Annotated in this window: 13 protein-coding genes; 5 read left to right on the forward strand and 8 right to left on the reverse strand. The window is 66.5% G+C overall.

Annotated features, from left to right (window positions below):
• Nucleotide 1 precedes the first annotated feature (1 nt).
• The 5 genes from DB30_RS02550 to DB30_RS02570 form a co-directional block, all read right to left on the reverse strand.
• Entirely contained in the window at nt 2–349 is a 348-nt protein-coding gene (locus DB30_RS02550) for a hypothetical protein (protein ID WP_146657891.1), read from the reverse strand.
• A gap of 66 nt (nt 350–415) precedes the next feature.
• Entirely contained in the window at nt 416–2470 is a 2055-nt protein-coding gene (locus tag DB30_RS02555; protein ID WP_052546354.1) for a vWA domain-containing protein, read from the reverse strand.
• A gap of 76 nt (nt 2471–2546) precedes the next feature.
• On the reverse strand, nt 2547–2906 hold the full coding sequence (locus tag DB30_RS02560) for a hypothetical protein (protein ID WP_146657892.1): 360 nt from the start codon (nt 2904–2906) through the stop codon (nt 2547–2549).
• A gap of 351 nt (nt 2907–3257) precedes the next feature.
• Nucleotides 3258–3437 carry a DUF1328 domain-containing protein gene (locus DB30_RS02565; protein WP_052546356.1) on the reverse strand — a complete coding sequence of 60 codons (180 nt, stop codon included), beginning with the start codon at nt 3435–3437 and terminating at the stop codon, nt 3258–3260.
• Between the two features lie 64 nt (nt 3438–3501).
• A complete protein-coding gene (locus DB30_RS02570; RefSeq protein WP_165703599.1) occupies nt 3502–3942 on the reverse strand; it encodes a DUF2383 domain-containing protein in 441 nt (146 codons plus the stop codon).
• Nucleotides 3943–4130: 188 nt separating this feature from the next.
• On the opposite strand from DB30_RS02570, the gene DB30_RS02575 reads away from it, so the two are divergent.
• Nucleotides 4131–5537, forward strand: a complete 1407-nt coding sequence (locus DB30_RS02575) for a sigma-54-dependent transcriptional regulator (protein ID WP_052546358.1) — start codon at nt 4131–4133, stop codon at nt 5535–5537.
• 89 nt (nt 5538–5626) lie between these two features.
• On the opposite strand, the gene DB30_RS02580 is transcribed toward DB30_RS02575, so the two are convergent.
• Nucleotides 5627–5824: a CsbD family protein gene (locus DB30_RS02580; protein ID WP_052546359.1), complete on the reverse strand. Its 198-nt coding sequence runs from the start codon at nt 5822–5824 to the stop codon at nt 5627–5629.
• Between the two features lie 168 nt (nt 5825–5992).
• Nucleotides 5993–6568: a BON domain-containing protein gene (locus DB30_RS02585; RefSeq protein WP_165703600.1), complete on the reverse strand. Its 576-nt coding sequence runs from the start codon at nt 6566–6568 to the stop codon at nt 5993–5995.
• Nucleotides 6569–7143: 575 nt separating this feature from the next.
• Between DB30_RS02585 and DB30_RS02590 the strand changes: the two genes are divergently transcribed.
• Entirely contained in the window at nt 7144–7497 is a 354-nt protein-coding gene (locus DB30_RS02590) for a hypothetical protein (protein WP_146657893.1), read from the forward strand.
• A 6-nt stretch (nt 7498–7503) separates the two neighbouring features.
• On the opposite strand, the gene DB30_RS02595 is transcribed toward DB30_RS02590, so the two are convergent.
• Nucleotides 7504–9120, reverse strand: a complete 1617-nt coding sequence (locus DB30_RS02595; RefSeq protein WP_052546362.1) for a phytoene desaturase family protein — start codon at nt 9118–9120, stop codon at nt 7504–7506.
• A 155-nt stretch (nt 9121–9275) separates the two neighbouring features.
• Here DB30_RS02595 and DB30_RS02600 point away from each other — a divergent pair, with 155 nt between their 5' ends.
• From DB30_RS02600 to DB30_RS02610, 3 genes are all read left to right on the forward strand, one after another.
• Entirely contained in the window at nt 9276–10127 is an 852-nt protein-coding gene (locus DB30_RS02600) for a fibro-slime domain-containing protein (RefSeq protein ID WP_052546363.1), read from the forward strand.
• Between the two features lie 50 nt (nt 10128–10177).
• On the forward strand, nt 10178–11557 hold the full coding sequence (locus DB30_RS02605) for a glycosyltransferase family protein (protein WP_146657894.1): 1380 nt from the start codon (nt 10178–10180) through the stop codon (nt 11555–11557).
• 97 nt (nt 11558–11654) lie between these two features.
• Entirely contained in the window at nt 11655–12017 is a 363-nt protein-coding gene (locus DB30_RS02610; RefSeq protein ID WP_052546365.1) for a hypothetical protein, read from the forward strand.
• Nucleotides 12018–12044 lie beyond the last annotated feature (27 nt).

Genomic DNA, 12044 nt, shown 5'->3' on the forward strand with positions numbered 1-12044 from the left:
TTCAGCCGCGACGGCGACGCAGCGCGAAGCCCGAGATCAGCAGCATGAGGCCAGCGAGGCCGATCACGCGGTCGTCGTTGTCGACCATCGAGCAGCTGCCGGCCTTCTTGGCGTCGTCTTGCTTGGCGTCGTCCTTCTTGGCGTCGTCTTGCTTGGCGTCGGGTGCGGTCTCGGCTTTGACCTCGGGCGCCGGAACTTCGGCTGTGACCTCGGGCGCCGGGACTTCGGCTTTGACCTCGGGCGCGGGCGTGGGCGCGGGCTCGGGGCTCGCGAGATCGGCGAGCGCGGTGGTGGAGGTCATGGCGACTGCGAACAGGGCAGCCAGAGCGAGAGCGCGTGGGCAGGACATCGCCGGGAGTATACCCGCGCGGCCACGAGCGCGCGTGAGTCGATGCGTGGCCCACTCCGGGCGCACTCAGGGCAGCTGGACTCGCCAGGTCTCGGCGTCGAAGAAGTGCGGGTTCAGGGCGAGGCTCCACGTGACCTGCTCCATGCACGTGCGAAGCGATGCGCTGGTCGCCGCGGTCGTGAGCGTGACGTCGAGGATCTCGACCGTCTGGGTCTCGAGGACGACCTGGCCGCCAAGCCCATCGCCGCCGCAGCGCCTCCAGCCCTCGCGCAGCTCGGCCTCGAGCCAGGCTCGCTTGTCGAAGGTCGGGCCCATGCCGCTCCCGCTACCCCCAAAGCCGCCGCCGCTGCCCATCAAGCCGATGCCGCCGATGCCCATCGAGCCCTCCCCGCCGCGCTCGAGCCCCTCGGTCGAGGGCCGCACGCCAGGCTCGATCGCGAGGTAGCTGGTGACCGGCGAGACCGCCCGGCCGCGCAGCGCCAGCTGCATCATCTCGATCTCGTCGAGCTCCCACAGCACCTGCGAGCCGAACACCAGGGCCGACCAGCGATCCCCAGCTTGGCGGCTGGGCTTGGCGCTGTGGTCGACGGGGATGTTCCAGGTCACCCCTTCAACGCTGAGCTCGCGGCCGGGTGTGGGCGAGAGCAGCAGATCCTCGTAGCCTTGTCCCTCGTCTAGGCTGCCTTCGAAGTTCGTCCAATAGTAGTCATCGTCGAGCGAGAGCCCGTCGACGCTGACGCGCAGGTCGTCGATCCGAACCGGCCGGGCCCACTCCTCGAGCACCGCGCGGCCGCGGGCATGGTCCTCGTCATCGGCCCACGCGCTTGGCACCGCCGCGTCCCACACCACGCCTTGGGTGCTCGCGGCCAGGGTTGACCAGGGGTGCAGATCATCGCGTCCAAGCCACGCGTCGCCCTCTACGATGTCGGCGAGATGCACGATCGCGTTGCTGTGCTTCACGACCGCTGCGTAGTGTTCGGGGGCGACGCGCGAGGCGGTCTCGAAGTCGGTCATCAGCAAGATCCGCCGGGGCCCACGCGGGGTTGCGCTGAGCAGCTCGTCGGCCTTGGCGAGCGCGAGCCCGACCTCGCTGCCGTTGCGTTGGTTGAGCGTTGCGCTGCCCAGCAGCTCGATCGCCTGGGCCGCCGTGACGAAGCCGGGCGAGATCGAGTGGACCTCACGATCGAAGCCCAGCAGGGCCACCTGGGTGCCGAGCGCCGGATCGGCGAGGTGCTCGAGATAGGTCTGGGCCGCGAGTCGCTGGGCCGCGACCGCGCCCGCGTCGAGCGACACCGACAGATCCAGGGCGATCACCACGCGCGCGCCCGTTGGCACCTTCGAGATCTCTGGCGCCAGAGTCAGGCGCCACGCCGCCAGGTGTTGCCTGCCGGTTCCAACCGACGCGAGCTCGAGCGAAATGGGTGCGGGGTCGCGTGGCGCCAGCGCGATCTCGACGCCGTGATCGAGGGTCAAGAGGTGCCCGCGCGCCACCACTTCCCCGTTGACGAACAGCTGGTCGAGCTGCTCGCTCGGCGAGACGACCAGCTCGGCCGGCAGGCTGGCGGTGCCGAGCTCGGGCAAGAACAGACGCCAGCGCCCGCCCTCCCAGCGGGCCGGCATACTCAGCGTGTACTCGATTGTCTTTTCAGTGTTGGGCGCGACCGGAAACACCTGAAGCGCCAGCAGCGTCTGGTCGCGCCACGACAGCAGCGCAGGGTCTTTGGGATAGTAGGCGCCCATTCCCGTCAGCTCTTCGTAGCGGGCGGCCGCGGCTTCGGCCTCGAGCAGGTCACCCGCGAACCAATGCGGCTTGCCGTGCAGCTCACCCAGGGTGCGCAGGCCCGTGGCGACCGATGTCTCGGGCACGTAGATCCAGAACATGGCCTCGTCGTGGCGCTCGATCCCGTTGTGCACCGTTCGTCGGACCCGCAAGCTGGCGTAGCCGCGATCCATGGTCAGCTCGATCTCGTGCCCGCGCTCGACGAGTTGATCGTAGCCGCGGGTGCCGTAGACAGAGTCGCCGCCGGCCTCGGCGTCGCGGGGGAGCGACGAGAGGGCGGCGGCGGTCAGGGCGATGCTCAGGGCAATGCGCGGCTTGAACCCAAGGGGGTAACTCGACATGCGCCCACCGACCGCGGCCAGCCGGCGAGGTTCCGCGACATGTTGGGTTTTGGCGTGAGCGTGCTGGGGGAGTGGCTCAGGGCCACCCCAGCGTCTGACGCAACAGCAGCCCGATCGCCACGCTCGCCGAGTTGGCGAACGCCGCCCAGGCGAGCGAGCGCTGCAGGCCAAACCCGCGCAGCCACGCGGCCTCGACCGTGATCGCAAACAGCTCGGCGACGATCACCATCGTCAGCCACGAGCCGGGGATCAGCTTGGGCATCACGAACCAGACGATCGGGTGGGTGACTGCGCTGGCCCCGAACGCGATCGCCAGCGCCGCCGGCCAGCGCTTGCACACCGGCTCGCGCTCGGGCAGCCGCTCGAGCAGGGCGCGGATGTAGATCGGCACCTCGATCAGCTGGGTAAAGGCGAACGCCAACAGCCACGCGCTCATGGTCGCGATGATTCCCAAGCTCGTGATCGAAGCGTCGAGGCCGACACGCCGGGAGCTTAGCAGTCGAGCGCATCTACATGAAGGTCCCTGAGCCGAGCGCGACAACCACCTTGCTTGGTATCCTGGGCTTGCTCGCGCTCAGCGCCTGCGGACCGGGTGATCCGCGCGCCTGATGGGGTCGTGCTGGATTCGGTGCCGGTCGGGTTGGAGCGGCATCCCGGGCGGCGGCTGACAGCGCTCGACTGCGTCGAGTGACCTTCGCGGGGGGGCGGCTACGTCGGGCGCCGTCGGCAAGCTCGTCGCTGCCATGCCAGCGTGTCCCCCCCCGCCACCGTCTGTCAATCTGCCGACCTACGCCGGGGTGGCACCTCCTCGCCTGACCAGGTGAATGAGCGCCGTCGCGACTGCAAAGACGATGAACACCCAGAATAGGATCTGCGCGATGGAGGCTGCGCCCGTGGCGATTCCTGTGAAGCCGAACACCGCGGCGATGATCGCAATGATGAAGAAGACGAGTGCGTAGTACAGCATGGTGATTGCTCCTGTTCGAGCGTCATTGGATGACGCCGGGTGATGACTGTGTGAAGAAAGACCGTCAGACCTGGCGGCGGAGCGCGGCCAGGGTGTCGTGGGTCCGACGCTGCTCTGGGATGATGTGCTCGACGATGAATGAGCGGGTGCCGGCCGTCAGTGAGTCGAGCTCATCGTCGTAGAGCTTCTTGCCGTGATCCTCGCCCTCCTCGATCACGTTGATCGCGGGGGACTTGCCAAGCAGCTTTGCGCCGCCTTCAACGAGCTTGGCAAACGATCCCCAAGCACCCGACGTCGAATCAGGCTTCCCGCCGAGCTCCGTGATCCGCGATTCGAGCTGGGCCACGCGTTTTTGATGGGATGAGCGCAGGGCTCGCAGCTGATCCTTCATCTGCGGCTCGTCGAATTTCTCGATGCATTGGTTGTAGGTCTCGACGGCGGATCGCTCGCCGCGCAGAAACTCGTTGAGCTGATCGATGTCCTTCTTCGTGGAGGTGGCATTCATGATGGCGGTAGTGTGCACCATGAAAACGGGAGACTCCGTGCCGATTCGCAGGGACGGTATCGATTAATTCGCGTGCCCCCGGGTGTCGGGGGCGTATAACTTTCGTGCATTGGTTGGCGACTGGTGCGGCCGCGTGTCCGCGACCTGGAAACTGGCTTGGGCGTCAATGCTTGCTAAGTTCACGCCCCGTGAAGAGCCGAATCCTGGTTGTCGACGACGATGTCGAGCCGCGCGAGCGACTCTGCGCCAGCCTCACGCGGCTTGGGCATGAGGCCCACGCCGCCAACTCCGGTGAGCAAGCGTTGGCGTTGTTGCAGAGCCAGTCGTTTGACGCGCTCATTACAGATGTTCACACCGGCGAGCTCACCGGCCTCGAGCTGTGCGCGCGGGTCCGCGAGGGGTGGCCCGACATCCCCACGATTGTCCTGACGGAGCGCCCCGACGCCCAAACGGTCGTCGCGGCGCTGCGTGCCGGGGCCTTCGATTTCGTGACCAAGCCCGTCGACATGGACAGTGTCTCGAGTCGGCTCGCGCGTGCGCTGCAGCGGGTCGGGCTCGCGCGCGAAGTCTGCCAGATGCGGAGCACGCTGAGTCCGACCGGCACCACGCTGATCGGCGATAGTCCTGCGCTCGCGGCCACCCAGAGCCTGGTGGCGAGGATCGCCGACACCGACGTCCCCGTGCTCGTGACCGGTGAGAGCGGGGTTGGCAAGGAACTCGTCGCCCGCGAACTGCATCGGCAAAGCCGCCGGGAGTCCGAACCTTTTGTCGCCGTCAATTGCGCGGCGATTCCCAGCCAATTGCTAGAGAGCGAGCTATTTGGCCATGTCCGCGGCGCGTTCACCGGGGCCAACCGAGCCCGGGATGGACTGTTCGTAGAGGCGGGCGGGGGCACATTGTTTCTCGACGAGATCGGCGAGCTGCCGATCGAGACCCAACCCAAGCTGCTGCGCGCGCTGCAAGAGCGGCAGGTCCGCGCGGTCGGCAGCGATCGCAGCGCGGGCTTTCACGCGCGCGTCGTGACCGCGACGAACGTCGACCTCGAGACGCAGATCGGGCTGGGCCGGTTCCGCGAGGATCTATTTTACCGGATCAACGTGGTCAATGTTCACATTCCGCCCTTGCGGTCGCGCGGGCGGGACGTGCTGCTGTTGGCCCAGTATTTCCTCGATCGCGCCGCGACGCGCAGCGGACGACAGATCGAGGGGATCAGCGTGTCGGTGGCCGCCAAGCTGCTGGCCTATGATTGGCCCGGCAACGTGCGCGAGCTCGAGAATTGCATCGAGCGCGCGGTCGCCCTGGCCCGCTATGACGAGCTCACGGTCGCCGACCTACCTGAGCGGATCAGCCGCTACGAGCTGGGCGAACAACTAGACGAACAGCTGCCCGACCCGCCGGTGCCCAAGGAATGGATCACGCTCAGCGAGCTCGAGGGGCGCTATATTCGCGAGGTCGTCCGCGCGGTCAAGGGCAACAAGAGCCGCGCGGCCGAGATTCTGGGGTTGGCCCGCCGCACGCTCTACCGCCGTTTGGATCGGCTAAACGGTGACACCTCCAAATCCGACTTCCGCCCCAAGCTGCAAGAAGGTCCCTAGAGCGCCCGTGGTGCAATGCCTCGCACCGCCACGGGTTCCTAGCCTAGGCGAGCGAGCGTAGTGCCCGCTCGCCACCTTGGCGACCACCCCTACAGCTTCGCGATGAATTCGTCCGCTTGCTCTTCGGCCCACTCCTTGGTCTTGCCGTAGCGTTGTTGCAGCTTGGCCACGAGTTGCTCTCGCCGACCTTTTGCTTGCTCGAGATCCGAGTCCGTCAGCTTGCCCCACTTGGTGCGGGCCTTACCCACGAGCTCGTTCCACTTACCCTCGACTTGTGTCCAATTCATGATGGTTATCCTGCTGTTGAGGTCTAGTCTAGGCTAGGAGCCCGTGGTGCAATGCCTCGCACCGCCTCGCTTGGCCTTTTCGCCGAGGGCAGTGTTGCCGAAACTTGCAGTACGCCCGGTACAGCTGCGTTTCAGCGCCTCGCCCTCGACGAAAATTCCTGCGCGCTCCTAGGGCGACTCCTCGTGTCCCTCGTGTTCCATATCATCGACTTCGAGTTCGTTGTCGACGCGAACGACGCCGTCGACAGCAGAGGCGATCCGCTCGGCCGTGTCTTTGGCCAGCTTGTCTTCGACGATGCCAGACAGGTAGACGACGCCCTCGACGACGTCGACGTCGATGTTGAAACGTCGGACCTCGGGGTCACCGAGCAGCCGCGCGCCGACGGCGGCCGAGATCGCAGCGTCGTTGCGGGAGCTCCCGGGATTGTCGGGATCGGACTCGAGCATGAGCTTGTTGATGACCTTCTTGACGCCGGTCGTGCTCTCGGCGACGCGAGCCGCGGTGTCGGCGGTGGCCTGATCTTCAACCTGTCCGCGCAGCGTCACGACGCCGTTGAGGGCGTCCACGTCGATGTCGAAGCGCGAGACATCGGGATCTGCGCTGAGTCGCCGCCCAACCCGGGACGCGAGCGCTGAGTCATCGGTCTGAGCTGAGACCGTTTGAGTGGTCGCGCAGGCAGAGAGACCTACGGGGGCGAGGAGGATCAGCAGCGGCAGCAGGGGGATTGAGATGATTCGTTTCATGGTGCTCTCGTTTGTGTGGTTCTCGCTGAACCCGCGGTTGGGTTGTGCAAGATCAGAGCCACCAGTGCCGCACACCCTGAGTTCGATCCGGGTCATGCACGGCACTGAGGCCCAATGGCAGTGTCGCAGCTCCTCGCCCTTGGGCCTCAGCTCCGCACCTAACCCGGAACGAACTCAGGGTGTGTGGCACTAGAGCGCCAATCAGTTTGAATTCACGACGCCAGGCACATCTGGGACCGCCCCTGCCGTTGTCGGTCGGCGCTCGCAGTATGCCGGATACAGCTTCGGCCTCCCTCCTAGGCAGGAACGGCCCCAGACGCACCTGACGACGCGACTCCAAACTGATCGGCGCTCTAGCAACTGGCGCTCAGGCTGCGCACCTGCCGTCTCAACCAGCTCCGCGCTGTGTCGAATTGGCCGCATTGATCTTACCTGTGCCTAAACGTCACATATGGATCGGCGGGAACTGCTCAATTGCTGACCCGACAGGTTTGCGCGATAGCGGTGCCATCTCAGCGTGAAAACGCGCAAGCCAGATGCGAATGGTTGTGGAACACTCGAACGAGGAGAAGCTGATGACTGATCCCAACAAATCCCCCCGTGTGTTCGTGTCCATGCTGTTTGCGTTTGCAGCCGTCGCCAGCTTTGCGTTTGGCGCCTGTCGGCAGGACGACGACGTTGATGATGGGTCCGGCGCGTCGTTCGACGTGCAGAACTCGTGCGCCGACTACTGTGAGCAGCGGAAGCTGTGTAAAGACGAGACCAACGAAGAGACGTGTCGCAATAACTGCGAGGACGCCATGAGTGACTGTCAGGCTGACGAGCAAGACGAGGCGCTCGACAAGCTCGACCAGTGCGCCAACGAGAGCTGCGACGACTTTCTTGGGTGCACGATCAACGTTGGCGCGCAGTGCATATTTGGGATCTGATCCCGCCTATGCGCTCGCGGTCTGGTTGAGGGTCTCCATGACCACATTGCGCCCCGTGATCGCGGAGACCGTCAAATACCCCGAGAACAGCGCGGCCCCGATCCCGGCGGTGACCACATCCTGACCGGTCAAGTACAGGTTTGGGATCGGTGAGCGTGGGCGCAAGAACTTGCCCTCGAACCGGCCGGGGTCGTGGCTGAGCCCGTAGATCTCACCGTGCTGGTATGCGGTGAAGTGCTTGGTGCTCAGCGGCGTCGAGAGCTCGTGGTAGGCGACGGCGTCGCGGGTCTGCGGCTCGACCGCGTAGAGCTGCTCGAGCATGCGCTGGGAGAACGCGGCCTTGTAGGCTTCGTAGTCGTCACCGCGCTTCTTCCACGGCTTGGCGTCCCACTTGGCGAAGCGCTCCCACGGGGCCAGCGTGATGATCTCGATCGTGCTCTTGCCGGGGTAGCGGCGCTCGAAGTCGGGATCTTTGGCGCCGGGGAACGAGATGTAGATGACCGGGAACGGCGCGTCTTCATCTTCGGTGAAGCGCTGGACGTTGCGATCGTGATCGTACTCGTTGGCCGGGTAGATCCAGTAGTTGGCCTTGGGCAGCTTCAGCGCGGCGGCCGACTGGTTCAGGCCAATGTACAAGCTGAGGTGTGCGGCCGACGGCTCGATTTGTTGCAGCTGCGGGGCAAATCCAACCCGAGCGCGCTCGCCCGCGGGCAGCAGGGCGCCGTAGGTGTTCAGCGCTCCGGCGTTGCTGATGATCAGCTCCGCGCGCAGGACCCTGCCGTCCTCGAGCTTGACACCGATCGCCTTGCCACCCTCGATCACGATCTCGTCCACGCCCGCGTTGGTCAGCAGCATCCCGCCGCCAGCTTCGATCTTGGGCGCGATGGTCTCGGCGAAGCGGGCTGACCCGCCGATCGGATAGTTGCCACCAAAAAAGTAGTGCTTGGCGACCGAGGCGTGCATCGCGAACGCGCTCTGCTTGGGGGGCAGGCCATAGTCGCCGTACTGTCCGGTCAGCACGCCGATCAATTTGGTGTTGTCGGTGATGCCGCGCAGCACCTCGTAGGTGGTCTTGCGGGTGTGGGCCAGGTAGGGCCGGCGCATGAACGGCGCGGCCAAGAACCCGGCGACACCCGACAGCGCCTTCTCGGCGTAGAAGCTGCGGGCGGCCTTGGACGCTGCGAACACCGCGCTGACGTACTCGTCGATCGCCGCGCCGTCTTTGGCGTCGGGGAATTGCTCGCGCAGGCCGTCTTTGAAGTTCTGCACCCCCGCGCGCAGCGGGTACGCTTCATCGCCGAACACGATGCGGTCGTAGACCTCGCCCATGCCCTCCCACTTCAGCTCGCCGTCGGTGACGTGGTTGAACAGCTGGCCGAGCACGCTGCGGTCGCGGTGGACCTCGCCGACGTAGTGCACGCCCACGTCCCACTCGTAGCCCTTGCGCTTGAACGTGTGGGTGAAGCCGCCGATCACATAGTGGCGCTCGAGCACCAGCACGCGCTTGCCCATGTTCGAGAGCAGCGCGGCGCTGGCCAGGCCGCCAAGCCCGGAGCCGATCACGATCGCGTCCCACTGCTCGTCGACGTCGCTCTGCTTGTAGGATCGTCCGACCTTGGTCACGCTGGCGCCTATACCGGACCCGGGGCGCTTGGGCCACCCCCCGGCTGGCCGCGTCGCGTTTGTGTGCTCCGCCGGATGCGTGGCCTTCTGGAAGGGGAGCCTGGGCGCATGGCGATCTGGTTGCGCGGCCGCGTCGTGTTGGGCGACGATCGGGCGTGCGCCGCTTGCCAGTCACCCTGTTCGCGCTCGCGCTGTTGGCTTGCAACGGCACAACGGACACCGAGACCGGGGTTGGCGTGACGCTGGGGGCCACATCGTTGGGCGACGGTGACGGCGACGCCACCGACAGCGGCAGCACGGACGCGAGCGGCAGCGGGCCCAAGCTGGACATGCCCGGCGACGAGACCGAGGGGACGACCAGCGACACGTCTGGCGATGAATGTGCCGACATCGTCGCGACGATCCGCGACTTTCGTGTCGACCACCCAGATTTTCAGGCCTTCAGCGGCGACGTCGCCACGCCGGGGCTGGTCGAGCCCACGCTTGGCGCCGATCAAAAGCCGGTGTTCAGCGGCTTGGCCGTGGACCCGCCGCAGATGACCAGCGTCGACAACTTCGAGCAGTGGTACGCCGACGTCAACGGCGTCAACCAGTCGTTCTCGGTCGCGCTGCCGCTCACGCTCGAGGGCGACGAGCTGCAGGTGTTCGACGATCAGACCTTCTTCCCGATCGACGGGATGGGCTGGGGCGACGAGGGCCTGACCGACAGCATGGGTGGGCCGCACAACTTCTTGTTCACGACAGAGATCCACACCAGCTTCGTCTACGAGGCCGGCCAGACCTTCACCTTCATTGGCGACGATGATCTGTGGCTGTTTGTCGACGGGCAGCTGGTCATCGATCTTGGCGGCCTGCACCCGGCCCAGTCCGGCACCGCGACGCTCGACCAGCTCGGGCTGACGCCCGGCAAGAGCTACCCCATGGACATCTTTCACGCGGAGCGCCGCTCGACCGATTCGACGTTTCGGATCGAGACCACGATCGCCTGCTTCACGCCGGTCGAGTGATCCGCGTGACCGCCTTGTGATGGGGGCGCAGGCGCGGGATGCTGGGCCGCGTGACAGCTGCGAGCGAGCTCCCTTCACAGTCTGATCCCGTCACGCTGGCGTATGTCTGTGCCGAGTTCGCGATCGACGCGCCGCTGGGTGGATTTGTCAGCGAGCCGGGGTTGCAGGCCGGTGACGCGCTTCGATCCGCGAGCGATCAGGGCCGGGCGATGGTAGCGATCGGGCTGGTGTATCACCGCGTGTTCGTGACCCACGAGGTCGAGGACGACGGGCAGTTTCGAGTCGTGGAGGCCAACGTCGACCTCGCCGCGAGCTCGCTCGAGCGCGTGACGGGATCCGACGGCGAGCCGTTGTGGGTGACCGTCGCGCACGCGGATGAGCAGCTGAAGCTTGGGGTGTGGGCGCACATGATCGGCGGGATTCGGCTGCTGTTGCTCGACACGCACGCCGCGGACAACAGCGCCAAGGCGCGGGAGCTGTGCATGCGGCCCCGCTCTCCGGGCTCGGCGGCGCGGGCCCGGCAGGACGCGCTGCTGTCCAGCGCCAGCGAGCCAGTGCTTCGGGCCATGGGGATCCCGGCGCGGATCCAGCATCACGCGGGAACGCAGACAAGCCAGGTTCGCGCGCACCTGCCCAGCTGGGTGGCCGACGACGTGGTCTCAACGCTGGAGCTGCGCAGCTCGCCGATCCGCGGGGCCGATCTGGCCGCGAAGGTCGACGCGCTCAAGACCCGCGCGCTGTGGAACCTGCGGGCGCGGGCACGCGAGCGCATGGTCGAGCGGCTGTACGCCCGGGGGCTGCCGGCCGGGGACTCGGACGCGCTGTGGATCGGCTGCGCGGGGCGGCTGGGCGCCGGGCTGCGGCCGGATCTGTTGTTTCATGATCTCGCGCGGCTCGGTCGGCTGCTCGATGATCCGCTCCGGGCCGTGCGGATGGTGTTCTCGGGCGCCGCCGATGCTGACGACGCGGTCGGGCAGGCGCAGCTGGCCAAGCTCGTCGAGCTCTCGTGTGACCCGACCTTCGAGGGCCGGATCGTGTTCGTGCCCGACTGGGGGCTCGAGGTCGCGGGGCTCCTGGTCGAGGGCGTCGATCTATGGTTGGGCACCGGCACCCGCGGCCGGCCGGGTGAGAGCTGGGGCGTGCGGGCGGCCGCCAACGGGGCCTTGAACGTGTCGATCGCCGAAGGTTGGTGGCGCGAGGTCGCCAGCGAACCAGGGCATCAGCTCGGCTGGACCCTGGGTGGCGAGCGCATGTTCGACGAGCAGGCAGCGCAGGACGCCGTCGACTCGCGGATGCTGTACGCGATGCTGGAGACCGAGATCGTGCCAAGCTTCTACGACTGGGACGGCGAAGCGATCCCCCAGCGCTGGGTGCAACGCATTCGTGCCTCGATGCGGACGATCCCCGCCGCGTTCGACGGCCAGCGATAGGCGCCCTCATGCGTTCGCCCGGGCTGGGCCAGCTCCCTGCGTGGTCCCCAAAAATTACCGCTCGGAAAACGCTAGCGAGGGTGGTGTCTACCTCCGCGTGCCGAAACAACTCTTTGTGTTCCTGTGGCTGGTGGCCGTGGTTGGCTGCGCGGATCGGGCGATTGGCGGGGGCGACGAGCTGTCGGTTGACGGCCCGCCGCCTGGCGAACTCTACGGCGAGTGTATGGACGCGAGCGACTGCTTTGACGAGTGGTGTGTGCATCCCGCCAGTGAGCCGGGGTTCTGCACCTACCCATGCGCGCAGGGCTGTGAGACGGAGCTGGGCGGGAACACGACCTGTCTGACGGTCGACGGTGAAGGGGTGTGCGCGCTCGATTGCGGCGCAAACGGGTCCTGCCCGGCAGGCATGCGCTGCGAGAAGATCGAGTCGGGCGGCGATCCTCGATCGATCTGTTTTTGAGCGACGCACCCCGGCGTATCATTGGGC

The sequence above is a fragment of the Enhygromyxa salina genome (assembly GCF_000737335.2).
GTDB lineage: Bacteria > Myxococcota_A > Polyangia > Nannocystales > Nannocystaceae > Plesiocystis > Plesiocystis salina_C.

Coding starts and splice junctions, on each gene's coding strand:
- DB30_RS02550 (WP_146657891.1), bottom strand. CDS start 349: ATGTCCTGCCCACGCGCTCTCGCTCTGGCTGCCCTGTTCGCAGTCGCC.
- DB30_RS02590 (WP_146657893.1), top strand. CDS start 7,144: ATGACTGATCCCAACAAATCCCCCCGTGTGTTCGTGTCCATGCTGTTT.
- DB30_RS02560 (WP_146657892.1), bottom strand. CDS start 2,906: ATGAGCGCGTGGCTGTTGGCGTTCGCCTTTACCCAGCTGATCGAGGTG.
- DB30_RS02570 (WP_165703599.1), bottom strand. CDS start 3,942: ATGAATGCCACCTCCACGAAGAAGGACATCGATCAGCTCAACGAGTTT.
- DB30_RS02580 (WP_052546359.1), bottom strand. CDS start 5,824: ATGAATTGGACACAAGTCGAGGGTAAGTGGAACGAGCTCGTGGGTAAG.
- DB30_RS02565 (WP_052546356.1), bottom strand. CDS start 3,437: ATGCTGTACTACGCACTCGTCTTCTTCATCATTGCGATCATCGCCGCG.
- DB30_RS02585 (WP_165703600.1), bottom strand. CDS start 6,568: ATGAAACGAATCATCTCAATCCCCCTGCTGCCGCTGCTGATCCTCCTC.
- DB30_RS02555 (WP_052546354.1), bottom strand. CDS start 2,470: ATGTCGAGTTACCCCCTTGGGTTCAAGCCGCGCATTGCCCTGAGCATC.